A 25,000-nucleotide genomic window follows, 5' to 3' on the forward strand; every position below is an offset into this window, starting at 1 on the left:
TGATTGCCCCGTCCGCCGGCTTCAGGGGCTGATTGTCTCTTTCGTCAAGTGGGGGAAACGGTATTGTCCCAGCCACTACGCGGTTACGGTGCTTTTACATTCTGCCGGATTCTCAGGACAAAAAATAGTGCCGGATTCTAATTCTAAAGCTGAATCAAGGCAAAACCGAAAGCCGATTCTAACTCTATAACAGAATCCAACACTAAATCTAAATCTGTATTCTATCCAAAGCAGATTTCAGTACATAATTTGAACCTGCTTCTAAACTCAGGTACAGAAACCAACAGCCAAATCTCTACCAAACCTCTCCAATCCCGGCCAGGCGTCATTCCCTAAGCATCCGGGAAAACGTAGTGCCCTCAACAATACGTCTCCCCCTGAAAGAAACAGAACAAATCAGCCGCCGCAGGCCGGGGTTCGGGATGGCGAAAACCATCGCGTCTTCAGTCCCGCCGACAGACTGCCCTGGGAAGAAGGGAGAAAACTTTCCGAAGGAGACATTGAAGCCCGCCAGTGCTTAGCGAGGTCTTATCGAGCTTAGCATCTGATGCGCGCTTCACAAGCGGGAGCGGGTCCCCGTAGGAATTTTTTCTCCCGGATTCCCCTCTCCATACCCATCCCCGGGACTGAAGACTCATACACTCCCTCTCACCATCCCGCCCCCCGGCCGTCACCGGCGGCGTTCTCACTCTCCCAATCTATATCACATTGGTCCAAAGTGAATAGCCTGTGCAATAATCAGCATCACAGTTCCCGTTGCCATCCAGATCAGGAACAGTTTCCACATGAATTTCATCCATCTGTCATAAGGAATATTGGCAGCGCTGATGATTCCCATAAGAGCTGTGGAGGTAGGAAGCACGTAGTTACAGAATCCGTCTCCGAAGTTGAATGCGAGTACCGCCGTCTGCCTTGTAATTCCCAGCAGATCCGCAAGCGGAGTCATAATCGGCATAACTGCAGCCGCCTGGCCGCTGCCTGATGTCAGGAATACGTTGATTACCGTGTTGGCAATCAGCATGGCCGGAGCCTGGAGCATGGCCGGAACGACGTTCAGGCCGCCTGCCAGGGCATGTACAACGGTGTCGATGATGTTGCCCGATTTCATAATGCTTGAGATGGCGCTTGCCATACCGATAATGAATGCGGCTCCCAGCATCTTCTTACATCCTGCCAGGAAATCTTTTGAAATCTTAGACGGTCCGAAGCCCGCAATCGCGCCTTCGACAACAGCCAGTCCCAGGAATATTGCCGCAGTTTCTTCCATGTCCCAGTCCATCTTAATTCCGCCGTAAACAATGGCGATCAGGGAGGCAAAGAACGCAATCATAATCAGGACTTTTCTTAAATCCATGGTTCCGAATGTTTCAAGATCCGCATTCTCCTTGAACTCGCTTGTCTGATCCAGGTCGTACATCGGGCTCAGTTTCGGATTTTTATGCACTTTCATTGCATAGCGGATCAGGTAAATATTGGTTACCACATAGAAAACCGCAAAACAGACAAAGCGGTAGGCAACGCCTGAGTAAAGAGGCAGTTCCGCAATCTTCTGCGCCACGATAGTCGTGTTGATGTTTAACGGGCCTGTGGAGAATCCAACGGCTCCGCCTAACAGGATGATGGCGGCTCCCGTGATGGAGTCAAGTCCCATCGCCATTGCCAGCATAACCATGATTGGAGCAAAGGCAATAAAGAGGTTTACCCCCTGTGTCGTACAGATCAGGGCAAATACAAGAGTCAGGATCGGGATGAAAATATATAATTTACCCGAAAATCTCTTGGCCAGTTTTGCAACGATGGCATGAAGAGCGCCTGTCTCCGTCACCATGTGGAATGCACCGCCGGCAAAGAGAATCACCAGCATCAGATCAATCTTACTGATAAATGCTTTTACAATAAAAAGCGGTATTAAAAACGGGTTCACCGGCGTCCTGTCAATGTAGCTGAACTGGGACGGATCGATTACCTTGATTCCCTCGGCGTTCTCCACCCTTACATACGCTCCCGCCGGAATAATCCAGGTCAGGACAACTGCCGCCAGGATAATCACACCAATGATGACAAAGGTATGCGGCATCTTAAATTCTTTTTTCGTCTTCTCGCTCACTTTCGTTCCCCCTTAATTCATTTTCATCTCATCAGCCAGTCTCTCGGCAAATTCTTTTTTCACCGATTCAAGAAGCTCCGGCTGCATCACAAGATCCAGTGCCGAACCGGCCAGAATCTTTGCTCCGTAAATAATTGCCTCATGGGCTTCGCTGCTCTTTCCCGCATCGACATAGTCCTGTGAATGGGATGCCGCATCCTCTTTTACGAATGCCACCCTGATACAGGAACCCGGTACGCGGTGCATGATGTTGCCGAAATCGGTGGAGCCTGTTTTTTCTCTTGCAGGCCTGATTCTCGGCGCCTCTGCCAGGGACGCGTTTGCCATCAGGATATCATTTAAGGCCAGACACGGAATCTTGCTGTCGATTCCCTTTTCTTCAATGATTTCCACTTCCGTTTCCGTCATCATCGCCGCACCCTGAAGCACTTTCTTAAAACGTTCAATCACCGTGTCAAGGTAGGTACGGCTGTAGGAACGGACATAAAAGCTGGCCTCCGCGGTCGCCGGAACGATATTGGCGGGAGTACCTCCGCAGTTTACAATGGTATAGTGCATTTTCACATCATCCGCAACGTGTTCCCGGAGGAATTCCACTCCCTGGCATGCCATGATAAGTCCGTCCAGGGCGCTTCTCCCCTTCTCGGGTTTCACGGCCGCATGGGCGCTGACTCCATGGAAAATGATTTTGAACTTGGAAAGCGCCAGGCTTTTCACATCCACCTGGGTTGCGCCGCTTCCATGCATCATCAGGGCCACATCCAGTTCTTCAAATGTGCAGCCGTTCTTCACCATCATAATTTTACCGCTGACACTCTCTTCCGCCGGAGTTCCATACACGGTTACCGTATAGTTCTCCTCTGTATCAGCATTCTTAAGCGCAGCCGCAGCCGCCAGAATCGACGGTCCCTGGAGCTGGTGCCCGCAGGCATGGCCGATTTCGGGGAGAGCGTCATACTCACACAGAAGGCCGATGTTCGGGCCGCCGTTTCCATGGCGGTAAATTGCCCTGAATGCAGTCTCCACTCCCGCTACCCGGCGTTCCACCGAAAACCCCTCTTTTTCCAGCCACCCGGTCAGCAGCCCAAAGGCATGATGTTCGTTCAGCCCCAGTTCAGGATGGTCGAAAATATCATCGGACATAGCTGCCATCTGAGGTGCGATTGTATCTATGTACCGGTACATTTTCTCTTTTTCCATTACCATAAAAATACCTCCTTCAATCTGATACACTCAGTATATCGATTCAGGAGGTATTTGTATAATTTATAGTTTTTATAATTTGTATTAGGAAAATATATATTCCTTTCCCTGTTCACTGATTAACTTTATAAAATGCTGCATATATTCCGGCACGTACATTCCCTGCCGGTATCCGGCCACAAAGGCGGTCTTTCTGGGGGATTCGCCCATTGTGTAGTAATTGACCTTTTTTCTGTATTTCATATTACCGGCATAGCTTTCCCTGTTGAAACTGATTCCCAGGCCCTCGGCCGTCATCTGAATGGCCGTCTCAATATTCCGGATCACCTGGATTTTTCCCGGGTGCACGCCCGCATCCTTCAGGGCGGCATCCACATCGGCACGGATACTCTGGTTCGGGTGCTGCAGAATCAGGTTTTCCCCTTCCAGCCAGTTGAGGTCCAGGTTTCTGTAGCGGGATCCTTCCACATAGACCGCCTTCTCATTCAGGGGATGAATCTGCGGCACCGCAATCAGCAGCTCCTCCTCAAAGAGCACCTGATACTCCATATCCTTTCGGATGGCGGCGGAATTCATCAGAACGAGATCCAGTTCATACCGCTCCAGCATCTGGCTCAACTCCCACATGTTGCCTTCCCGGATCACCACTTCAATGCCCGGATATTCACTTGCAAACCGGTAGAGGACCGGAGGAAGGAGCCACGTCTCACGGCGCAGCTGCACCCCGACGCGTATTTTTCCTCTTTTATTATTCATCAGACCTGCCAGCGCCTCGTCGAATTCCTTCTTGAGCTCCAGCATCTTTCTCGCCTTTTCCACATAGAGTTCGCCTGCATAGGTCAGGACAAACCGCTTACCGGCCCGCTCAAACAGCTTTGTGCCCAGTAGTTTTTCCAGATTATTGATATAGATACTGAGGGCCGGCTGGGATATATACAGCCTGTCCGCCGCCTTGGTGATGTTGCCGCATTCCGCCAGCACACAAACGTAAGTCTGTTCTTTCAGGTTCATCGTAAACTTCCTTTCCTGCTCTACTCCCGTGCGGATACCGTGTGGATGCCCCAGGGATATGATGGATAACATTTTGCAACTAAAAAGTATCGAATTGTTAAAGCAGTACTATTTTATCACAGAATATAATTTTATAAAACTTATATATTTTTAATTTTATATTTATTTTTTAAATATATATTTCATTTTATTCCAAAAAAGGGATTAACCGCTCTCTTACGCTTCCTGTGTGCGGAGTAAGCCGTCAAATTTTACGGATTTCACCGCCTCCGAAGCTCAAATTTTCCGTTGAAAGGCTTTCCCTGTCATGATATGATAGACGGGCTGCAAATTTTGCTGCAAATCATATTCGATAAGGGGGAGATTCTATGGAACAACTGGAATCAATACTGACAAAAATCAATTCAATACTCTGGGGGAACTGGCTCGTCTATGTTCTTCTTGCGCTGGGCGTTCTCTACACCTTTGCCAACGGCTTTGTCCAGCTCCGCCACTTCCGATTTATCATGAAAAAAACACTGATCGACTCATTTAAATCCCGAAACGTGGACAAGGGCAGCGGCTCCATTTCCACCTTCAAGGCCATGATGGTAACCCTGGCCGGTAACGTGGGGGGCGGCAATGTAGTCGGCGTCGCCACCGCAATCGTGACCGGCGGCATGGGCGCCGTATTCTGGATGTGGTTCGCCGCATTCTGGGGCATGGCATTAAAATATGGAGAGATCGTCCTTTCCCAGCTCTACAGAGGGCGTGACAGTGACGGTAACCTGCTCAGCGGCCCCATGTACTACATCCGTGACGGCCTGAAAATGCCCTGGCTGGGCGTTGTCATCGCCGTTCTCATGTGTCTGAAGATGATGGGAGCCAATCTGGTGCAGTCCAACACCATCTCCGGCATTTTAAGCACCCAGTACGGTGTACCGACCTGGCTTGTGGGCGTTCTGCTGATTGCGCTTTTAATGTGCATCACCCTGGGCGGGCTGAAACGAGTGGCCGATATCGCCACCTCCCTCGTGCCCACCATGTCCGTCTTCTATATTATAATCGGCATTCTGGTCATCCTGTTAAATATCAACCAGGTTCCGGCCGTGTTTGCCGAAATTTTCACCGAGGCGTTCTCGATGAAGGCCGTTGCCGGGGGAACCGGAGGTTTCATCATGGCAAAAGCCATGCAGTACGGCATCACCCGCGGCATGTATTCCAATGAGGCAGGCGAGGGAACCGCTCCATTTGCCCACGGCTCCTCCATTGTCGAACATCCCTGTGAAGAGGGTATCACCGGCGTGACCGAGGTGTTTCTGGATACAATCATCATCTGTACCATTACCGCGCTGGTGGTCGGCGTAACGGGTGTCTATAAAACCGACGGTATGAACGCCACCGTAATGGCTCTCACCGCATTCGGCACCGTATGGGCGCCGCTCAAGCACCTGGGTGCATTTGCCCTCCTGGTATTCTGCTTTACCACGCTGATGGGCCAGTGGTTCAATGCCGCCAAAAGCTTTAACTACGCTTTCGGCCCAAAGGTGACCGGAAAGATCAAATATATTTATCCGTTCCTCTGCATCATCGGCGCCATCCAGAAAATCAGCCTAGTGTGGACCATCCAGGATTTGGCGATGGGACTCGTCATCATCCCCAACATGATCGCATTAATTGTCCTGTTCCCTCAGGTGAGAAAGCAGACAAAGGACTACTTCTCCAATCCGAAATTCTATCCGCAGGCCGCTTCCAAAAAGCGGTAGAATCCCAGATACGGAAGGAATTTTACGACCGGCAGTGAAATGGCGCTTTCACAGACATTCCGCTGCTGAGAGCAGAAAAAGGATTACCCACGGCCCGGCCGGATGGGTAACCCTTTTTTCTGCTCATTTCTATTTCTTATTACGCTTTATTTTCTTTCGTCCTTAAATGTTTCTGCGAAGTCCGTCAGCTTATCGCTTCGGAACCAATCTTATAAGTCCACTCTCCGTCCGAATATTGGGCCGTTATGTCGTTCAGGTAGTAGGCTCCCGTACCGCTTCTGTACTTCGTGGCATTGCATTTCACTTTGTTCCCCTTTGCTGAAAGTTCCTGCAGAGTGATAAGGATTCCGTTCTCAATTCCTTTTTCCCGGTCCATAAGTCCTTCCGCGGTCAGTTCTTCTGCCGTTGCCTGCCTTCCCCAGACTCCGTAATAGCCTCCCGACAGATAGGCAAGGCCCTCCTTCTCGCCCGCAGTCAGGGAAGTAACTCCTGTAAAGTCAAAATAACTCTCTGAAATCCCCTCGTTAAGCCCCGAATCTTTCTCCGCCAGTTCCTTCATGATCCCGGCATAGAGCGCGAATTCCCTGCTGCCCGTTTCCCCGGTGAGTCTCAGCTTATCAAAAGTAAACTGCGCCGGGTAAGTTTCCTGAACCATTCCATTCCAGAACAGTTCCACAATCATGCCCTGCTTTAAATCGGAAATCTCTATCTTTCCGCCTTTTTCATCCTCCAGAAGCGGACCGTAGCCTGCCGTATAAAGACCATACTCTTTTTCCGGATCTATGACCAGAATATAGGTATCCTTTACCTCCAGGATTTCATATCGTGTTCCGCCCGCGGAATAATCGGGCGCATCATTTGCATTTTCATTTCCCGGCCCGCTCTCTCCCGCCGCGTCAGTCTGTTCAATCCCTCCCGCAGACCCGCTTTGAGAGATTCCTGCCGTCTTATCCGCCGCTCCGGCCTGGGACCCGCCGCATCCGTATAAAAACGTCATGCCCGCGATCAGGGCCGCGCCCAGACACCGCCTCACCATGGTTCTTTTCATAATCGTCTCCTCCTCTTCTATCTTTACTGCCGCAGCCTGTGTTTCTGTCTTCAGCCTGTAGTTTTGTCCTAAGACTGTAGTTCTGTCCTAAGACTGTAACTCTGTCTTTAGCCTGTAGTTCTGTCCTTAGCCTGTAGTTCTGTCCTTAGCCTGTAGGTTCTATCCCAAACTTCCAATATCCACCAGATTTACAGTCTCATTATATCAGAGGTGGAAAAACGATGTGTTACCTTTCGTTTAAAGTTTTATTACAATCACGGCGGCTTTTTATATCATGGGGGCCATGGGCTTCGGACATAAAAACCGCCCGCCATGCCGGAACCGGATTCCGGGCATGTGCGGGCAGTTGATGGTTAACGGGCACTGATCATTCGTTCTCTTTCACAACAGCGGCTGATCGGCCGTCATTACCTGTTCTCTTCCACAAACTTTCTGATATTGGAGGCGTTGACGTATTTTTTAATCTCTCCGTCTTTTCCGACCTGGACAAGGGTAGGGGCCTGCATGATGCCGAAACGGTCGGACATCTCCGGGTTTTCCTCGGCGTCCACCACCTCGTATTCCCTGTCTTTCAGGAACTCTTTGGCAATTTTACAGTTAGGGCATGTCTTTGTCGTAAAGAGGTAGATACCCTCACCGGCTCCATTCCCCGGCTCTGCCGTTTCCTGTCCCCTGTTCCCGTTCTCCTGCGGTTCCAGGATCAATTTCTTTCCGTTCTTCAGTACGGAACGCGTCATGTCGTAAGACGTCCTGTCCTTATACTCCTGCGTCTTACCCTCATTCCAGTTCTGCACCGGACGGTAATATCCGGTGATACGGCTGTATACCTCCGCTTTCTTTCCACAGACAGGGCAGGTAAAGTGTTCGCCGATCAGATAACCGTGCTCCTGGCAGATGGAGTAAGTCGGTGACAGGGTGTAATACGGCAGCTTGTAATTCTCGGCTATCGTGCGCACCAGCTTGGCCGCCGATCTCCAGTCGGGCAGCTTCTCTCCCAGGAACGCATGGAACACCGTGCCCGAGGTATAAAGCGTCTGAATCTCATCCTGGACGTCCAGGGCGTCAAAAATATCGGCCGTATAACCCACCGGAAGATGGGAGCTGTTAGTATAATACGGCGTCTCGCCAGGCTGGCCTGCGGCGATGATATCCGGGAAATGCTTCCTGTCGTGCTTTGCCAGACGGTAGGAAGTGGATTCCGCCGGAGTCGCCTCCAGATTGTAGAGATCGCCGTACATTTCCTGGTAGTCGGAGAGGCGTTCCCTCATGTGGTTCAGCACGTTCTTGGTAAACTCCTGTGTCTCCTCATGGGTCATATCCTTGCGCAGCCATCTCGCATTGAGTCCCGCCTCGTTCATGCCCAGAAGGCCGATGGTGGAAAAATGGTTGGCAAAGGTTCCCAGATAGCGTTTTGTATACGGATAGAGGCCGTTATCCAGAAGCTTTGTGATAACCTCCCTCTTGATATGTAACGAGCGTGCGGAAATATCCATCATGTGGTCGAGGCGTCTGTAGAAATCCTCCTCGTTCATCGCCAGGTAAGCGATTCTCGGCATGTTGATCGTCACAACGCCCACGGAACCGGTACTCTCGCCGGAGCCGAAGAATCCGCCCGTCTTCTTGCGCAGCTCGCGCAGATCCAGTCTTAACCGGCAGCACATGCTCCTGACGTCGCTCGGCTGCATATCGCTGTTGATATAGTTGGAAAAATACGGCGTTCCGTATTTGGATGTCATCTCAAACAGGAGGCGGTTGTTCTCCGTATCGGACCAGTCGAAATCCTTTGTGATGGAGTAGGTCGGGATTGGATACTGGAATCCGCGTCCGTTGGCGTCCCCCTCGATCATCGTCTCGACAAAGGCCTTGTTAATCAGATCCATCTCCGTCTTACAGTCTTTATATTTAAAATCCATCTCTCTGCCGCCGACAATGGCATTCATCTCGGCCATATCGTCCGGGACGGTCCAGTCCAGGGTGATATTGGAGAATGGAGCCTGGGTTCCCCAGCGGCTCGGCGTATTTACGCCGTAGATAAAGGATTCAATGCATTTCTTTACGGCATCGTATGATAAATTATCAACTTTTACAAAGGGCGCAAGGTATGTATCAAAAGAGGAAAATGCCTGAGCTCCCGCCCACTCGTTCTGCATGATTCCGAGGAAGTTGACCATCTGGTTGCACAGTACGGAGAGATGCTTGGCCGGTGAGGAGGTAATCTTACCCGGGATTCCGCCCAGTCCTTCCATCAGAAGCTGTTTTAAAGACCAGCCTGCGCAGTAGCCTGTCAGCATCGACAGATCGTGCAGATGGATGTCCGCATTCCTGTGAGCCTCGGCGATCTCATGATCATAAACCTCGGAGAGCCAGTAGTTTGCCGTTACCGCTCCGGAGTTGCTTAAAATGAGTCCGCCCACCGAATAGGTGACCGTGGAGTTCTCCTTAACGCGCCAGTCCTCCACCTTAACATAGTTGTTGACCACATCCTTGTAATCCAGGATGGTCGCTTTCATGTTACGGATTTTCTCTCTCTGTTTTCTATATAAAATGTACGCCTTGGCAACTTCCGTGTAGCCTGTCTGTTCCAGCACATGCTCCACGCTGTCCTGCACCTCTTCCACGCTGATTTTCCCTTCCGACATCTTGGACTGGAAATCGGCTGTAACTCTCAGGGATAACAGTTCCAGAATCTCCTGATTATAGTCATTCTTCGTCGCCTTAAAGGCCTTCTTAATTGCGTTCGTAATCTTTCCCAGATTAAATTCCGCCACTTCTCCGTCACGCTTTATAACGCTGATCATTTTCCCTACTCCTTTCATCCTGCACCCAAAGAGGGTTCGTCTCCAATTATAGCAGATGGCATAATAAAACACAATATCTGGTTTGTTTTTTTTAAAGATACCAGATATTGTGTCTTGTTTTGTCAAAAACTCGTGAAATTAACGTTGAATATTGATAACAGTGAAGCAACGGGTGATTCCGTCCGATGTTTTTACCGCTGTTTTTTTCTTTCTATCATCATCCGTCCGTCATCAGACCGGAATATAATTCGGTCGGCACGTATGCCGTCACCATAATCCCGTCATCCCGGTACTCTTCCGAAAGGAGCTGGCCGTACCTTCGGATGGTCTGAATCTTTCCCGCATCTTTATAAGGATACAGTTTTTCCAGGAAGATTTTCCGGCTCCGCAGAATGGTCTCCAGAATCTCCGTCAGCTCATTAAGCCCTCCGCCCGTTTTGGCGGAAACCCTCACCTGGTAGTCGGACTGCAGATCCTTAAGAATCACTTCGTGCTCCAGCCGGTCGATTTTGTTAAATACCGTGACCACGGTCTTATCCGTGATCTCAAGTTTCCTCAGCGTCTCATAGACGATGTGGATCTGAGTGTCCATCTGAGGGTTGGAACAGTCTACCACGTGAAGGATGATATCGCTGTATCTGGCCTCCTCCAGGGTGCTCCGAAACGCCTCAATCAGATGGTGGGGAAGTTTTCTGATAAACCCAACCGTATCGGTCAGCAGAATCTGCTGCCCGCTGGGCAGTTCCATCCCCCTTGTGGTGGGATCGAGGGTGGCGAACAGTTTGTCCTCCGCCAGGATTCCGGCTCCCGTCAGTTTATTAAGCAGCGTGGATTTACCGGCGTTGGTATATCCCACAATCGCCGCCGACAACGTGTAGTTCCGGTCGCGCTGTTTTCTGGAAACCTCCCGGTGGCGCTTGACTTCCTCAAGCTCCGCTTTCAATTGTCCAATCCGATCGTGGATCAGACGGCGGTCCACCTCCAGTTTTTTCTCGCCGGGTCCCCTTGTTCCGATTCCGCCTCCCAGACGTGAAAGGGAGTTGCGCAGACCCACAAGGCGGGCCGCCCGGTACTTGAGCTGCGCCAGCTCCACCTGTATCTTTCCCTCGCTTGTAACGGCGTGGGCCGCAAAAATATCCAGGATGACCATCGTCCGGTCCATTACCTTCGTATCCAGCGCATTCTCCAGGTTGCGAAGCTGTGCCGGTGAAAGCTCGTCATCACAGATTACGCCTGTGGCGCCAAGCTCCCATACCCGCTCCCGCACTTCCTCGATCTTTCCCTTGCCGAGGTACGTGCCTGGATGAACGCTCTCCCTGTTCTGGATAATCTTATCCACCGTCACCGCGCCGGCCGTATCGGCCAGTTCTTCCAGTTCGTCCAGGGACTCTTTTGTATCATCATCATCGGAGGTGCTGACCGCAATCAGGATCACACGCTCCTCAAGCTCTTTTAAATCAATCAGTTCTGCCATATTCCTCCCGCCTCTAACGGCTCTCCAGAAATGTAATCTCTTTCTCCAGCTCAGGCGTGGAACCATACTCCGCCACATAGCTTCTGAAGGTCTCAAGCGCCTTTGCAAAATCGCCTCTCGTCTCATAAACTGCGCCTACGTTGTACATCATCTGACGGCTCTCTTCGGAACCGCCCATCGCAATCCCCTGTTCAAAATAGGAAATCGCCTCGTCAAAGCGCTCGGCCGCCATCATGCAGAGGCCCATCTGGTTGTAAATCCCGGGGCCGGAAATTCCGCTGTTTATGGCCGCTTCACAAAATTCCACCGCCTTATCGTAATTCCCCGCCGTCCTGTAGGCATCCGCAATCGAGGACACTGCAATCCCGGCTCCGGCCGCCGTCTTTTCCTCGCTCTTTACCGCCTCTTTTGCCTTCGCATACGTCTCGGCCGCCGTATCCGGATCCCCGGACATGGCTTCGGACGCCGCCTTGTAATACAGATACTCCGGCTCCTTCTCATCCACATCCGCCAGAACTGCGTACGTATGCGCAGCCGCCGTGTAGTCTTCCAGCATAAATTCCGCTTCGCCCCTGTATTTCAGTATATCCAGTTCGAAGGCATTTACAACTCCGTCCGCTTCTTTGAGGGCCAGCTCAAAGGATTCCACCGCCGACGCGTAATCGCCGCTTTTCACCTGTTCGATTCCTTTAAGCCTCGCCTCTTTTGCCGCTTTCGGCTCCCCGCATCCGCCCAGCATGAGCGCCGACGCGGTAAGCGCCGCAAGGACAATTGACGTTTCTTTTCTCATTAGTCCATACCTCGTATTCTCCGAATGATTCCCGAGTCCTTTTCCAATCAGACTTTTTTCAATCAGTTCTTTCCGGTGCTTCCGTGGCCGCCTCTGTCCTCGTGGCCGAGAGCCTGCGCCTCCTCGAATTCGATTGCCGGCTGGTGCTCCATGATGCGGAACTGGCAAATCCGGTCGCCGGTGTTAATCTTTGTATCCCTGAGGGCATAAGCCGGGAAGAACCACTGATCGTTATCGCCGCAGTAAGTCTCGTCAATGACGCCCATATGGTTTGTCTGGATGATTCCAAAGTTTTTAAATGTGCTGCTTCTCGGAACCACATGCGCCTCATATCCGTTCGGAAGTTCCATCGCCACACCAAGGGGAATCAGGGCAAATTCTCCCTGTTTCAGTTCGACATCCGCTGCGGCTCTCAGATCAATCCAGTCGGATTTCCCTGCAATATAATTGAGTTTTTCTATTTTGTCGGTAAAATATTTGATTTTGATTCTCATTTGTCTGTCTCCTCTGTCTGTGTAAAGTAAGGGCTGCCCGCCGTCTAACGCCATGGCCGCCGCGCCTCCTGCTTTGCAGTGCAGTAAGATTATAACATCCTTTTGGCCTGCGGTAAAGCAACTTATTGCCGTTCACACCGTATCCGGCCCCACGGTACTTGCCATTGCCACTCAACGCGGAAAACTGCCCCATCCAGACCGGAGCCTGGATGGGGCAGTTCCCAACGTAAACAAATAATATCAGGGATAAGGGTGTTTTACCCGAATCGTAATTATTCAGTACCTTCATAGTTACCCCGAATCTTACAAAATATTCATGAAGGTCGTAAGCACCATCGAGTTAAAGAAGTCTACAAACAGGCTTCCTACCAGCGGCACGATGAAGAATGCTCTCGGCGCCGGGCCGTATTTTTCCTGTAAAGCTCTCATGTTTGCCATTGCGTTCGGTGTGGCGCCCATACCGAATCCGCAGAATGCCGTCGTCATGGCTGCCGCTTCATAGTCACGGCCCATGATGTTAAATACTGCGTAGTTGGCGTAAAGGAACATTACCACGGTCTGTACAAGCAGGATGACAATCATCGGAAGCGCCAGTGCGGCAAGCTGCCACAGCTTCAGGTTCATCATCGCCATCGCCAGATAAAGGTTCAGGGAAAGACCGCCCAGCGCGTCGATTTCTTCCATCGGAAGTTCCGAGTTCTTTACGTCCCAGATGTTACGGATTGCTGCGGCACAGAGCATTGCGCCGATATATGCAGGCATTGTGAGGCCGATATTTTTAAAGAAAGCGAAAATTAAAGTTCCGATACCGATGGCAACTGCAAGAAATGCCGCTGCATTGGTAAATTTCTGTCCGTCGATCGGGGAACCGATCTCGTCATCTGCATTTCCTTCTGCCTTGGCAGTAGATTTAAGTCCCATTTTTTCAACACGTGCTCTTGCAATCGGCCCGCCCATCATACTTCCTGAAACAAGGCCGTATGTAGCTGCCGCCAGGGCAACGGTAAGAGCTCCCGATACTCCGTATGTCTGTTCGAGAAGAGGTCCGAAGGAACCCGATGTTCCGTGGCCGCCTACCAGAGGCATGGAACCCATACAGAGGCCTAAAAGCGGGTTAAGTCCAAATGCCGCCGCCAGTCCGCTTCCCACCGCGTCCTGGATAATACACATACCTACCGACAATGCAAGGAATATAAACACCTGCAGGCCGCCTTTTTTCAAAAGCCTGAAACAGGCTGTAAAACCTACGCTACAGAAGAACACGGTCATAAGAATCGTTTGAACTGTAGTATCAAATGAGAATTCCAGGACTCCCGCCCCGTAAAGCGCCAGATGTGCTAATGCGAAGACGATACCTCCTGCTACCGGTGCCGGAATACAGTACTTACTGAGAAACCCCAGTTTCTTTACCATAAACCTTCCCAAACAATAGACGAGTGCCCCCAGCGCACAGGCCTGATACATATCAAGCTCAATTACCATCATACTAACTCCTCCTTCTCACTTTTGTTTTGTGTAATCATTTTTCACCCGTCACTACAGAAAGTAACAGAATGTTACAGTAGTCTTCTGTTAAGGAATCGATAAGGCAACAGCTAGTAAATCAAATATTTGTTTAGCAATATCTTAACTTCGCTTTACAAATCCCTGTTTTTCAACAAAAAGCGCCCTTCACGAACTTTTCATTGCCACTCAACAAAAAGCAGGCCCGGCAGATCCTGTTTTAAGATCTGCCGGGCCTGCTTTAAAGCTCCCGCCGCATTGGTTTATAAGGTTTCTTAACGGAGGCTTAAGGGGTTTTACCGCCCTGATTCAAGACTCCCGTCATTCAGCATGAAGAACCGGCCTGTCCGCGTCCAGGCTCTTTTTCACATCGATCACCCGCTGGTTGGAACTGCCCTTCCACTTCAGCGTGCTGTCCTTAAGCTCCTCCACAAACCGGCCGTCAACCAGGACGTCAACCAGTCCGAGCAACGGCAGCTCTTTTATCTCCTCCCAGGTAAATCCCGTATACAGCCACACGGTTTTATCCGGAAATTCCGCCCTGACCCTCCTGATCAGCGCTTCGGTGTCCTCCCTGTTCTTAATATAAAGCGGATCGCCGCCGCTGAACGTGATGCCGGAAATATATTGTTTGCCCAGTTCCTCCGCTATCTCCCGCCATGCCGCCTCATCAAAGGGAATTCCCCCTTCCGCGTCCCAGGTTACGGGGTTGTGGCAGCCCTTACAGCCATGGCTGCAGCCTGCCGCCCAGAGAACGACCCTTAAGCCGTCTCCGTTGAGCATATCGTCTTTTGTAATATTGTGATAACGCATTTCTTAACTCCGATCTGTTTTGTCCGTTCTATATTTCCCGGGTCTGTTTTCCCGATTTTGTTTTCCCGGATCTGTTTTCTCCGCTCTACATGGACTTTCGCTCGGCTATCTCGGCCATTTTTGCCTCGTTTAACCGTGTATCACCCTTGACGCGGGAATAGCTTAAGTACCCGTTCATCCTGTCTATCTTCGTCAGGTTGCTGCTGCCGCAGGCCGGGCAGACGTCCATGTCGAGTTCCTGATGGCCGCAGTCGTCACAGTAGGAAAGGGACAGGTTCACACCCTCGTAAAGTCCCATCTCCATGGCGCGCCGTACCAGGGTTCTGACGGCTTCCAGGTTATAGTCGATGGGGTATTTCACATACTGGATCTTACCTCCGTTGGACAGCTCCCAGAACCTGTATTCCAGATCCTGCTTCTGAATCGGGGAAATCTCCTCCGTCACGTGGCAGTGGAAACCGTTGCTGACGTATTCGCGGTCGGATACATTCTCGATAATTCCGTATTTCTTACGGAACTGCTTCACCTGGAGTCCGCAGAGGTTCTCCGCCGGCGTCGCGTAGATGGCGTAAAGGTTTCCGTCCTCTTTCTTGAACTCTTCCACCTTCCCGTTGATGTGCTCAAGGACTTCAAGGGCAAAACGGCCGTCCTCCACCAGGGATTTTCCGTTGTAGAGCTGCTGAAGCTCGTTGAATGCGGTAATTCCAAAGGATGCCGTCGCCGTCTTGAGCAGCGGCTTAATCTTGTCGTGAAGTCCAAGATGGCCGCCGTAAAATCCTCCCTCACAGTAGGCCAGGGGATTGGTGGATGCGCGCATCTCTCCCAGGTATGCATAGGTACGGATATGAATCTTCCGGATCAGGTCCAGATAATAGTCCAGCACTTCATAGAAATCCCGGCTCTCCTGCCTTGCCCTGGCGAGAATCATCGGAAGATGGAGGCTGACTACGCCGATATTAAAACGGCCCACAAAGACCGGTTCGTCCTTTTCGTCGGCCGGAATCATGCCGCCCCTCTCATACCAGGGCGATAAGAATGCACGGCAGCCCATCGGGGAAATGATCTTTCCATACTTTTTATACATTCCGGCAATATATCCCTCGCCGGTCAGTGAAAGCCAGTCCGGATACATCGTCCTGGCGGAACATCTGATTCCCGCTTCAAACACATCTTCCAGCTCGCAGCCCGGCCCATGGAGCTTTTCATCATAGAGGAAAACAATTTTCGGGAACAGGACCGGCTTCTTGCAGCCTTCCTTCCCCTCTCCCCTTTTCCTCACTTCCAGCATTGTGATGGTCGCCAGCTTTGCAAAACGGCTTTTCCCCGTGCCTGCCGTCATTGTAATGAAGGGATAGTCCCCGCGGCTGGAGGAGACGGAATTGAACTTGTATTCCCATCCCTGGAATCCCTGTTCCATGTCACGCTTGATATCGGAAACGGCCACTTCCTCCGCCTTTTCTTTATCAAGTCCCAGAAGCATATATTTCTCCAGGTATTTTCCATAGGATTTTTCCGCATACGGAGCCAGGATTTCCTCCACGCTCGGAACGGTAAATCCTCCGTACTGCTGGCTGGCCGCGCTGAGCACGATGTCTCCGATGACGTCAAAGGCCACATCCAGGGTCTTCGGCTCATTGTACCAGAGATTTCCCATCTCAAAACCGCCCGACAGGACGCTCTTTACATCGAACAGACAGCAGTTCATCGTATCGCGGCGGGCCGACATGTCGTGGATATAGAGATATCCGTCGCGGCAGGCCTGAAGCTCCTCCACCGTCATAAAGAATTTCTGGTAAAGCGATTTATTCAGCTCATTAAAAATCAGGCTCCGCTTGGTGGACACCAGGGCGCTGTCGGTGTTGCTGTTTTCCTTATCTCCGATATACATGATGGACTGGCTTTTCTTATATACGTCATCCAGCATCTGCACGAAATCCTGTTTGTAGTTGCGGTAATCGCGGTAGCTCTTGGCCACCGCCGGGTTCACCCGCTCCAGCGCTCCCTCCACCAGGTTATGCATCTGGAAAATCGGGATCCGGTTCTCATTCAGTTCCTCCACCTTATCCTGCACAAAACGGCAGATGAACGCAATTTCTTCCTGCGTGAAGTGAACCATGGCGCGCTCCGCCGATTTATTGACGGCCACCACGACCTTCTGGACATTAAAATCTTCCCTTGTCCCATCCTTTTTAATAACTTTTATCTCCGAATTTTTCATTCCGTCCTCCTGTTTTCCTAAAATTCCCGCCTCATCCTTTTCGTCCGGACATTCTTCTCTGCGGAGCATTCCGATTTATCTACATATCGTTATCATTCTCATTACTGTTTCTATATCCTGTATTCATCAAAAAAAATCACGGTACTTATCCTATCATCCCAGCCGCAATGCGTCAAGCTCCATTTCCACATTTTTATACAAAATTCGAGCAAATGCCATGCTCCCCGGCTCATGCGGACAACTTTTCCCCTGGTCCGTCACAGGATATGATTTGTTCTGCCCCTCCGCGTCTAAATATGGTAAAATACCAATATTCGGCCTGTTTTGGGGCCAAAAGGGCCTTTTGCTACGGAAAGTAGCAGAAAGCAGCCCGTTTGTAAGCCCCTGTTGCTTGGCTTGCACACCGTTCGTTGCTATTCTGGAGTCATCATTAACGGCTCGGCAGTCCGTTATCGAAACGCCAAATTGTTACTGACACCAAATCCACAGGAGGAAACACATATGTTATCAGAAAAAATTAAAAATCTGCGGAAGCAGGCCAAATTATCTCAGGAGCAGCTTGCTGAAAAGCTGAACGTATCCAGGCAGGCCGTCACAAAATGGGAAACCGGGGCCGGTGTGCCGGATATTGAGAATCTCCGCTCCATCTCTTCCTTATTTCAGATTTCAATCGACGAGCTGATCGGGAATGAGACCACCGCATCGCCGGAGCAGGATTTTCTCTTCGACAGCGTCACAAAATATGATATCGACTGTGACAAAAGTTATGACATTACTTTTATGGGGGCAAAGCAGGTGACTCTCATCGGATATGAGGGCGAAAAGCTGGAGGTCAGGCTGGCCTCCGACCAGATAACCGATCTTGAGAGCCGGTTCAAAGTGAAAATAGACGATGTCAAACAGAAGCTGGACATTGATATCCACCGGCTGGACGGCATCTCCGAAACACAGTCCAAGGCCGCGCTGTATGTAATGATCCGTTTTCCGCTCCAATATACCCGCAGAATCGAGCTAGCCGGCAATACACAGTCCCTCTCCGTCGAGTCCCTCGACGCCGACAACGTGGAATTTTCAGGAAAAACGTCCTGCGTCCGCCTGCATTCCGCAACCGGCCATATCGAACTTAACAGCAATGAGGATATGCAGATCCACTGTGAGAATTTGAGCGGCAGACTGGACATCAACCAGATCTCCGCCACTTCCAGGCTCTGTCTGCCCGCAGACATCCCGTTCCTGGCGGTCAAACGGGGCATCGCCAACAGTATCTTATATGAAGCAGGCGGAAAACCGGCGGAGGACTTCTCCTTAAAGGGTGATGCCGCAAAAACATGTGAAAATGTCATCGAGCTCAACGGTGTAAAAAGCGAACTGATCATCTCCACCGCTGCCCGTGTCTCGGGAAAGGAGTAACCGCATGACGCCCTACACCTACCACCCATTCCGGTTTTACCTGCGGGTCTTCGCCTTCACATGGGCATTCTGGATTGCCGCAATATTTATAAAGGATAACGGCACCGCCCTCTTTCTCATGTTTCTGGGGCTCTGCGTTCCGGCCGTAACGGCCGTGCTGACGGTCATGTTCTCAAAGAGCCGGAGCCTGAAAGCCGACTTTTACCGGAAGCTGGCCGGATTTTACCGAATCCATCCGCTCAGCATTATGGCCGCCGCCAGCCTGTTCGGCATTATCGTGGCGCTCTCCATCCTCACTTCCACCCTGTTCGGCCAGTCGCTCGGCCAGTTTTCATTCACCGAAGGATTTTCCTTCTCGGTTAAAGGAAGCTCGGCCCTGATTACCATCCTGGCCGCCTCGGTCATCGAGGAAGTGGGCTGGCGCGGTTACGGGGAAGACTCCATCGCCCAGTATTTCAGTTGGTTCACGGAGTCCATCTGGTTTGGGTTCATATGGTCCTGCTGGCACATCCCGCTCTTTTTCATCCCGGGAACCTATCAGGCGGGCCTTATGCAGGCCGGTCCCGGATTTGTGCTCAACTTCCTTGTCAGCGTCATTCCGCTGGGATTTATCACGACCTGGGTCTATGTGAAAAACAGCCGCAGTATGCTGGCCTGCATCATCTTCCATTTATTCGTCAACTTCTTTCAGGAGAAAATTGCGATGACGCCCGAGACAAAATGCGTGCAGACAATCTTTATCACAATTGCGGCCGTGATCATCGTGATGACGCAGAAGGATATGTTCTTTGAGAAAAGACATGTGGGGAGGTTGATTGAAGAATGAGGACGCCGACGGAACGGATGGCGGACGGGGCGGAGGATTAGGTTGGGTTGGTGAGTCTTCAGTCCCGGCAGGCAGTCGCATCCGGGGAATCCGGGAGAACAAATTCCTACGGGGACCCGCTCCCGCTGGTGGAGTGCATAACGGTCACTAGGGCGCCTGAGATACGCCGCCCAAGTGCCGATGGACTCCAACGTCCCCTGCGGAAGTTGCTCTCCCTCCTTCCCCCCTGTTATGCTGTCGCTTGGACTGAAGACAGCGAAGGGATCGGCCCCGCCCGCCATCCGTTCCGTCGGCTGATTGTCTCAGCTGTCAAGAGGGGGCGTAGGAGGAGATCGATGGCTCTAGATTCATCCGGATAATTTCTTTTGGGGCTGATGGGGTATGGATGGAGTGGATAGAGTGGATAGATTGGTTTGTCGAAAAGATTGCGGGGTAATCTGGAAATTTCTGAATGGTACGCGTTAGATTCGATATAGTGGTGAAAATGCGGAAAAAAATATATATTTGGCATTGGTCAGTTTTCGTATGGAAATAGCAGGGAAATTGAATTCCCCCAACCCCCAGAAACAGGACAGTTGGCGGGACATGGGCGGGGCGGATAGGTGAAGGCGATCACCTTCGCGTCTTCAGTCCCGGTCATAGTCTTCCCGGTGGGGATGGAGGAAGAAAAAATCTCCGAAGGGAACGTTGGAGTCCATCGGCACTTGGGCGGCGTCCTTCAGGCGCCCTAGTGACCGCTATGCACTCCATAAGCGCGAGCGGTTCCCGCAGGAGATTTCTTTCTTCCGGAATCCCCGCATCGCCATCAAACTCCGCCCGGGACTGAAGACTCACTTACTCCCCCTCACCATCCCGTCCGCCGTCCGTCCCGACTGCGTCCTCATTTCTCCGCCCGATTTCTTCTTCCACCTCCAGCCTGAATTCATCCACCTGCCGCGGATTGATTTCCGGCAGTTCCTCCGTCGATCCGACGCCGAAGCGGCGCAGGAATTCCTCCGTTGTGGCAAAAAGGGCAGGGCGGCCCGGGGCATCCAGGCGGCCTACTTCGTATACCAGGTTGTACTCAATCAGGCGGTTGACGGCGTGATCGGATTTGACACCCCTGATTTTTTCTATCTCCAGCTTTGTGATCGGCTGCTTATAGGCAATGATGGAAAGCGTCTCCAGCACCACATCCGTCAGGACCTGCTTCTTCGGGGCGGAGGCCACCTGTATCAGGTTCTCGTAGTATCTGGCCCTGGTGCACATCTGGTAGCTGTCTTCCAGCTCTATGATCTGCATTCCCCTCTGCTCCTTCTCGTACCGCTCTCTCAGGCGCATCACCGCATCCTTTGCCGCCTCTGCGTCACGGCCGAGGGCCGCGGCTATTTGGCGCACTTCCACGGATTTGCCCATTGTGAAAAGAACGGCTTCCACAATCGCCTCGTCTTCCGAAAATACCATATTTTCCTGTTCCATCTGTTATCTCATTCCTGTTCTTCAAAGTCCTCCAGACCTTCCAGATCGAGCTCTCCCGTCTCTCCTTCCGGTTCCAGGGTTTCTATGTACATATCGTCAAATAATGCTTCCTGGGTCAGGCATATTTTCCCCATCTTCATCAGTTCAAGCACGGCCAGGAACGTGACCACCACTTCCAGGCGGCCCGTCTGCTTCTCAAGAATCTGGCGGAAACTGAAGGTTCTGTGTTTTCTCGCATACTGCATGACCGAACCGATTTTCTGTTCCAGGCTCACCGGCTCCTTGCGGATTGTGCCGAAGTTACTTCTCACCGGATCGATCTTGTCCTCCTTGCGCTTCATCACCGAGTCAAAAATGCTCTGAAGTTTGGCCAGCGTCAGCCCGTCCAGCAGGCTGTCTAAATCCACGGGCGGCTCATACTTCAAAACCTCCTTTGGAATCGTCGGATCCTTAAACAGAAGACGCTCCGCGTCCTGTTCCCGCTCCTCCAGCTCCTGGGCCATGTATTTATATGTCTTATACTCCAACAGCCGGCGTACCAGCTCGGCTCTCGGATCCTCCTCGTCCTCTTCCTCCTCGTCCTGGGCAGGCAGAAGCATCCTCGACTTGATATCGATCAGGGTAGCTGCCATCACAAGGAATTCGCTGACAATGTCCAAATCCGTCTTTTCCATCCGGCTGACGTAATCCAGATACTGCTGCGTAATCAACACAATCGGGATATCATAGATGCTGACTTTATTCTTTTCTATTAAATGGAGAAGAAGATCCAGCGGACCTTCAAAATTCTCAAGCTTGTAGGAAATTCCCATCTGGTTTTCGTTCCGTCCTTTCCCTGATAGTATATCAAAGATGATTTTTCATGGCAACCCCCTCCGGTTTCAGGGTGATCCGGATGAGCTGCGGCCTGTCGTTCAGCCTGATATTGATGGAATGGGTCCCCAGCCCGCGGCTGACTAACATCGTCTTTCCTTCGCTGTCGAACCGGCCGGCGCACCATGGCAGAAAGAACTGATATTGCGGGGTCATCACGCCGCCCAGAAACGGCAGGCGGATGGTCCCCCCATGGAAATGGCCGGACAGGGTCAAATCGGCTCCCCACCGTCTGCAGCTCTTAAAAAACAGCGGTGAATGCAGCATAAGAACCTGGAACCTGGCCGGATCCGCCTTCCCTGCATGACGCTCCAGTTCCTTTTCCGGCAGTGCCGGGATCGTAAAACGGTGGCGGTAATATTGTTCCTCCATATTACATCCGGTGATACGGATATCCTCACCAAAGTCCGCGCTTTGATCGGAGAGATAAACGGCTCCCGCCTCGGCCAGCTCCCTTGTGAACCGGTCGTAGAGATCGCCGTAGACCGTCCTCTCCCGCCTCATCCGCTCCTCATGATTTCCATTGGCATAATAGACGGGGTAACGCGCAGCCAGTTCCCGCACCAGTTCCAGGGTTACCCGCAAATCGGCAGCCCCTCTCGTAACCATCATATCTCCGCCAATCAACACGGCATCCGGACGGATTCTGTCTATCTCCTCCACCAATTTCCTGTTTTTCTCACCAAATTCATTATTATGTAGATCGGAAAGGAATACAAATTCCCGTTTATTTCCTTTTATTTTCCCCGAAGTAATCTGGTAGTGATCCGTTACAAAATGTTTTTTTTCATATTCCGATCGCAGAACCAGTCCTCCGGCAACGGCCGCCAGGGCCGCCACACAGGCATATATCATAAAATCCTCCTGAATCATTTATAAAATCCGGCGCTCCGGATTCCCGCGCCGGGCGCGGCCGCACAGCGGCTATTACATCTTCGCGCGAGTATATATCTCATGATACAAAAATCAGCCTGCTCCGGCCGCAGCCGGCGCAGGCATCAGACCTCTTAGCAGTTCTCACGCAGGTTGGCGTAAGGAGCCTGCTCAAGGCGTATAAAGTATCCCTGTTCATGTTCACAAACCGGACAGTACTTGGGAGCAATTTTTCCTTCGAAAATATAGCCGCAGTTCAGGCAGATCCACTCCGTGTCTTCCTCAGAAGCAAAGAGTCTGCTGCTTTCAAGCAGATTGGCAAAAATGCCGAACCGGTCCCCATGGGTTTTCTCGATATCCGCGATCATATGGAATACATGGCCGATACGGTCAAATCCCTCTTCCAGGGCCACATCGCCGAAATCTTTATATACCACGTCGAATTCTTCAAACTCATTGTGTTCCGCCGCTCTTAAAAGATCCACGGTCTTCTCACACATATCAACCGGATATCCTCCGTCAATATGGATGGTCTCTCCCGTCATTTCCTTTAAGAACTTATAAAATACCTCCGCATGCTCCTTCTCCTGCTCGGCCGTATATAAAAAGACCTTCTCAATGACAGGAAGTCCTTCCTTCTTAGCCACAGAAGCGGCAAACGTATAGCGGTTTCTCGCCTGGCTCTCACCGGCAAAAGCACGCATCAGATTTTTAGCAGTAGCGCTTGTTTTCAAAACACTGTCCATCAAATTATTCCTCCTATTTCATTTGTTGGTAGTAGTTTCTCCGAAAACAGGCAATGTATACCAATCATAATACACTTATATTTAAAAAAACGTCAAGCAGACTTTTTATTTAGTTGAGATGCGAGGACGCCTGTGTAAGATGGCGGACGGGGTGGAGGGAGGTTGTGTATGAGTCTTCAGTCCCGGTTTTTAGGGTGTGGTGGGGGGAATCCGGGAGAAAAAATTCCTACGGGGACTCGCTCCCGCTTGTGGAATGCGCAGCGAGTGCTAGCTTCGTGAAGAACCTCAGCAAGCACCGGCGGATTCCAAGGTCACCCTTCGGAAAGTTTTCTCCCTCCTTCCCCAGGCAGTTTGTCGACGGGACTGAAGACTCAGCGAAGGGTACTGCCCCGTCCGTCATCTTCAGAGGCTGATTGTCTCTTTCGTCAAGTGCGGGGACGGTATTGTCGCAGCCACTACGTAATAGGCAGCTCAGCAGTCAGTTTCCCCGCATCCAAAAAAGCATAGTGGCTGCGACAATACCCCACCCCTTGAGGAATAGAACCATTCAGCAGCCGCAGGCCGGGCCGGAATGGTGCGCGACGAACCTCGGCGTCTTCAGTCCCGGTCATAACCTGCCTGTGGGGAAGGAGGGAGAAAAAATTCCGCCCCCAGCCGTCCCGGCGGCGTTCGCCTTCCTGCAAAATCCCCTCCCCTTAAACTGTATTTTTCCCAAGATGACAGATCGCCGCTTCCCGCCTTTCCCAGCACATAAGATGAACATAACCCATTTATGGATAATATGCAACAAAAGCGGTTCAGTATTTAATGTAGTGGGAGGTATAGATACCTTGATTACTTATGATAAATTGTGGAAAACCATGAAAGAAAAAAAGATAACTCAATACCGTCTGATTAAGTACTATGGATTCAGCGCCGGACAGATTGGACGACTGAAAAAGAATATGTATGTATCCACCCATACAATCGAGACGCTCTGCAGCATTCTGGATTGCAGGGTGGAAGATATATTTGAATACATGCCGGATGACACCTTGTGTGAGCCGGCCCCAGTATCTTCTGACAGAGACTCGTTCACGGCTCTGGAAAATTCCGAACAGAAACTGCTTTAGGATTTTTTCAGGCTGCCTTCTCCACAAACGCAGATCCCAGCTTCTTTCAAAAGTCGGACTGTCATTCCGTCACCCGGGATTAATTTCTTTGCGAAGTTCCCGTCGTAGATGAAACCGCTGCCGCAGGATGGGCTCCTGTCTTTAAGGACTGCCCTCCGGCAGTTTTTTTCCTGTGCAATTTTAAGCGTCTCTCCGGCGCCTTTTAAGTATTCTGCGGTCACGTCGCGTCCATCCTCCGTGACTACTCTCTCATCCCTGATCTCGGCAGGCGTGCGGGGAGTCGGAAGTCCGCCCAGCACCTCCGGGCAGACGGGAACAATCTCAGCTCCTGTGCTCTTTAAAAAATCCACTACGTCCTGGCAGTAATTGGACTCTCCGCTGTACTTGCATTTTTCTCCCAGCAGACAGGCGCTTACCAGAATCGTTTCCATTCTCATTTCCCTCTGCTCTCTTCCTATATCCCTGCACATATCGGCTCTTCTCCTTCTCCGGGCCTTA

The 25,000-nt window shown here is 51.2% G+C and carries 20 protein-coding genes; 4 read left to right on the plus strand and 16 right to left on the minus strand.

Features of this window, described 5'->3' with window-relative positions:
• Positions 1–703: 703 nt before the first annotated feature.
• The 3 genes from QZT18_RS12165 to QZT18_RS12175 all read right to left on the minus strand — a co-directional run bounded on the left by QZT18_RS12165 (position 704) and on the right by QZT18_RS12175 (position 4,321).
• A complete protein-coding gene (locus tag QZT18_RS12165) occupies positions 704–2,107 on the minus strand; it encodes a YfcC family protein (protein ID WP_294148272.1) in 1,404 nt (467 codons plus the stop codon).
• Between the two features lie 12 nt (positions 2,108–2,119).
• A complete protein-coding gene (locus QZT18_RS12170; RefSeq protein WP_294148273.1) occupies positions 2,120–3,313 on the minus strand; it encodes a M20 family metallopeptidase in 1,194 nt (397 codons plus the stop codon).
• Positions 3,314–3,394: 81 nt separating this feature from the next.
• Positions 3,395–4,321 (minus strand): LysR family transcriptional regulator, encoded by a 927-nt coding sequence (locus tag QZT18_RS12175; RefSeq protein ID WP_294148274.1) that lies wholly within the window; start codon positions 4,319–4,321, stop codon positions 3,395–3,397.
• A gap of 368 nt (positions 4,322–4,689) precedes the next feature.
• Here QZT18_RS12175 and QZT18_RS12180 point away from each other — a divergent pair, with 368 nt between their 5' ends.
• Entirely contained in the window at positions 4,690–6,066 is a 1,377-nt protein-coding gene (locus QZT18_RS12180) for a sodium:alanine symporter family protein (protein ID WP_294148275.1), read from the plus strand.
• A 184-nt stretch (positions 6,067–6,250) separates the two neighbouring features.
• Here the strand turns inward: QZT18_RS12180 and QZT18_RS12185 are convergent, their stop codons facing one another.
• The 8 genes from QZT18_RS12185 to nrdD form a co-directional block, all read right to left on the minus strand.
• Complete coding sequence (locus QZT18_RS12185; RefSeq protein ID WP_294148276.1) at positions 6,251–7,114, minus strand: hypothetical protein; 864 nt, start codon at positions 7,112–7,114, stop codon at positions 6,251–6,253.
• A 407-nt stretch (positions 7,115–7,521) separates the two neighbouring features.
• Positions 7,522–9,912, minus strand: coding sequence for a ribonucleoside triphosphate reductase (locus QZT18_RS12190; RefSeq protein WP_294148277.1), 2,391 nt, complete (start codon positions 9,910–9,912; stop codon positions 7,522–7,524).
• A gap of 217 nt (positions 9,913–10,129) precedes the next feature.
• Positions 10,130–11,386 carry a GTPase HflX gene (gene hflX / locus QZT18_RS12195; RefSeq protein WP_294148278.1) on the minus strand — a complete coding sequence of 419 codons (1,257 nt, stop codon included), beginning with the start codon at positions 11,384–11,386 and terminating at the stop codon, positions 10,130–10,132.
• Positions 11,387–11,399: 13 nt separating this feature from the next.
• Positions 11,400–12,176 carry a lipopolysaccharide assembly protein LapB gene (locus tag QZT18_RS12200; protein ID WP_294148279.1) on the minus strand — a complete coding sequence of 259 codons (777 nt, stop codon included), beginning with the start codon at positions 12,174–12,176 and terminating at the stop codon, positions 11,400–11,402.
• A 62-nt stretch (positions 12,177–12,238) separates the two neighbouring features.
• A complete protein-coding gene (locus tag QZT18_RS12205) occupies positions 12,239–12,670 on the minus strand; it encodes a dUTP diphosphatase (RefSeq protein WP_294148280.1) in 432 nt (143 codons plus the stop codon).
• A gap of 303 nt (positions 12,671–12,973) precedes the next feature.
• Complete coding sequence (gltS, locus tag QZT18_RS12210) at positions 12,974–14,155, minus strand: sodium/glutamate symporter (RefSeq protein ID WP_294148281.1); 1,182 nt, start codon at positions 14,153–14,155, stop codon at positions 12,974–12,976.
• A 339-nt stretch (positions 14,156–14,494) separates the two neighbouring features.
• A complete protein-coding gene (gene nrdG / locus QZT18_RS12215; protein WP_294148282.1) occupies positions 14,495–14,986 on the minus strand; it encodes an anaerobic ribonucleoside-triphosphate reductase activating protein in 492 nt (163 codons plus the stop codon).
• Positions 14,987–15,071: 85 nt separating this feature from the next.
• Positions 15,072–17,204, minus strand: coding sequence for an anaerobic ribonucleoside-triphosphate reductase (gene nrdD, locus QZT18_RS12220; protein WP_294148283.1), 2,133 nt, complete (start codon positions 17,202–17,204; stop codon positions 15,072–15,074).
• A 501-nt stretch (positions 17,205–17,705) separates the two neighbouring features.
• Between nrdD and QZT18_RS12225 the strand changes: the two genes are divergently transcribed.
• The gene (locus QZT18_RS12225) at positions 17,706–18,614 is read left to right on the plus strand and encodes a helix-turn-helix domain-containing protein (RefSeq protein ID WP_294148284.1); all 909 of its coding nucleotides are present in this window, start codon (positions 17,706–17,708) and stop codon (positions 18,612–18,614) included.
• 4 nt (positions 18,615–18,618) lie between these two features.
• Positions 18,619–19,440, plus strand: a complete 822-nt coding sequence (locus QZT18_RS12230) for a CPBP family intramembrane glutamic endopeptidase (RefSeq protein ID WP_294148285.1) — start codon at positions 18,619–18,621, stop codon at positions 19,438–19,440.
• A gap of 834 nt (positions 19,441–20,274) precedes the next feature.
• Here QZT18_RS12230 and scpB read toward each other — a convergent pair.
• From scpB to rbr, 4 genes are all read right to left on the minus strand, one after another.
• Positions 20,275–20,898, minus strand: a complete 624-nt coding sequence (scpB, locus tag QZT18_RS12235; RefSeq protein WP_294148286.1) for an SMC-Scp complex subunit ScpB — start codon at positions 20,896–20,898, stop codon at positions 20,275–20,277.
• An 8-nt stretch (positions 20,899–20,906) separates the two neighbouring features.
• Positions 20,907–21,710, minus strand: a complete 804-nt coding sequence (locus tag QZT18_RS12240) for a ScpA family protein (RefSeq protein ID WP_294148287.1) — start codon at positions 21,708–21,710, stop codon at positions 20,907–20,909.
• Between the two features lie 34 nt (positions 21,711–21,744).
• Positions 21,745–22,626, minus strand: a complete 882-nt coding sequence (locus QZT18_RS12245) for a metallophosphoesterase (RefSeq protein WP_294148288.1) — start codon at positions 22,624–22,626, stop codon at positions 21,745–21,747.
• A gap of 152 nt (positions 22,627–22,778) precedes the next feature.
• Positions 22,779–23,390, minus strand: coding sequence for a rubrerythrin (gene rbr / locus QZT18_RS12250; protein WP_294148289.1), 612 nt, complete (start codon positions 23,388–23,390; stop codon positions 22,779–22,781).
• An 830-nt stretch (positions 23,391–24,220) separates the two neighbouring features.
• On the opposite strand from rbr, the gene QZT18_RS12255 reads away from it, so the two are divergent.
• Positions 24,221–24,502, plus strand: a complete 282-nt coding sequence (locus QZT18_RS12255; protein WP_294148290.1) for a helix-turn-helix transcriptional regulator — start codon at positions 24,221–24,223, stop codon at positions 24,500–24,502.
• Here the strand turns inward: QZT18_RS12255 and QZT18_RS12260 are convergent.
• The gene (locus QZT18_RS12260) at positions 24,499–24,972 is read right to left on the minus strand and encodes a DUF523 domain-containing protein (RefSeq protein WP_294148291.1); all 474 of its coding nucleotides are present in this window, start codon (positions 24,970–24,972) and stop codon (positions 24,499–24,501) included. The two genes, QZT18_RS12255 and QZT18_RS12260, sit on opposite strands and share 4 nt — an antisense overlap.
• Positions 24,973–25,000 lie beyond the last annotated feature (28 nt).

This window comes from uncultured Clostridium sp., from assembly GCF_900547735.1.
GTDB lineage: Bacteria > Bacillota > Clostridia > Lachnospirales > Lachnospiraceae > Otoolea.

What these genes read in the sequence shown, in the direction of transcription:
- nrdG (WP_294148282.1), bottom strand. Translation starts at nt 14,986, where the DNA reads ATGCGTTATCACAATATTACAAAAGACGATATGCTCAACGGAGACGGC.
- QZT18_RS12245 (WP_294148288.1), bottom strand. Translation starts at nt 22,626, where the DNA reads ATGATATATGCCTGTGTGGCGGCCCTGGCGGCCGTTGCCGGAGGACTG.
- QZT18_RS12240 (WP_294148287.1), bottom strand. Translation starts at nt 21,710, where the DNA reads ATGGGAATTTCCTACAAGCTTGAGAATTTTGAAGGTCCGCTGGATCTT.
- QZT18_RS12205 (WP_294148280.1), bottom strand. Translation starts at nt 12,670, where the DNA reads ATGAGAATCAAAATCAAATATTTTACCGACAAAATAGAAAAACTCAAT.
- QZT18_RS12180 (WP_294148275.1), top strand. Translation starts at nt 4,690, where the DNA reads ATGGAACAACTGGAATCAATACTGACAAAAATCAATTCAATACTCTGG.
- QZT18_RS12200 (WP_294148279.1), bottom strand. Translation starts at nt 12,176, where the DNA reads ATGAGAAAAGAAACGTCAATTGTCCTTGCGGCGCTTACCGCGTCGGCG.
- QZT18_RS12225 (WP_294148284.1), top strand. Translation starts at nt 17,706, where the DNA reads ATGTTATCAGAAAAAATTAAAAATCTGCGGAAGCAGGCCAAATTATCT.
- gltS (WP_294148281.1), bottom strand. Translation starts at nt 14,155, where the DNA reads ATGATGGTAATTGAGCTTGATATGTATCAGGCCTGTGCGCTGGGGGCA.
- scpB (WP_294148286.1), bottom strand. Translation starts at nt 20,898, where the DNA reads ATGGAACAGGAAAATATGGTATTTTCGGAAGACGAGGCGATTGTGGAA.
- rbr (WP_294148289.1), bottom strand. Translation starts at nt 23,390, where the DNA reads ATGGACAGTGTTTTGAAAACAAGCGCTACTGCTAAAAATCTGATGCGT.
- hflX (WP_294148278.1), bottom strand. Translation starts at nt 11,386, where the DNA reads ATGGCAGAACTGATTGATTTAAAAGAGCTTGAGGAGCGTGTGATCCTG.
- QZT18_RS12190 (WP_294148277.1), bottom strand. Translation starts at nt 9,912, where the DNA reads ATGATCAGCGTTATAAAGCGTGACGGAGAAGTGGCGGAATTTAATCTG.
- QZT18_RS12185 (WP_294148276.1), bottom strand. Translation starts at nt 7,114, where the DNA reads ATGAAAAGAACCATGGTGAGGCGGTGTCTGGGCGCGGCCCTGATCGCG.
- nrdD (WP_294148283.1), bottom strand. Translation starts at nt 17,204, where the DNA reads ATGAAAAATTCGGAGATAAAAGTTATTAAAAAGGATGGGACAAGGGAA.
- QZT18_RS12170 (WP_294148273.1), bottom strand. Translation starts at nt 3,313, where the DNA reads ATGGTAATGGAAAAAGAGAAAATGTACCGGTACATAGATACAATCGCA.
- QZT18_RS12260 (WP_294148291.1), bottom strand. Translation starts at nt 24,972, where the DNA reads ATGTGCAGGGATATAGGAAGAGAGCAGAGGGAAATGAGAATGGAAACG.
- QZT18_RS12230 (WP_294148285.1), top strand. Translation starts at nt 18,619, where the DNA reads ATGACGCCCTACACCTACCACCCATTCCGGTTTTACCTGCGGGTCTTC.
- QZT18_RS12175 (WP_294148274.1), bottom strand. Translation starts at nt 4,321, where the DNA reads ATGAACCTGAAAGAACAGACTTACGTTTGTGTGCTGGCGGAATGCGGC.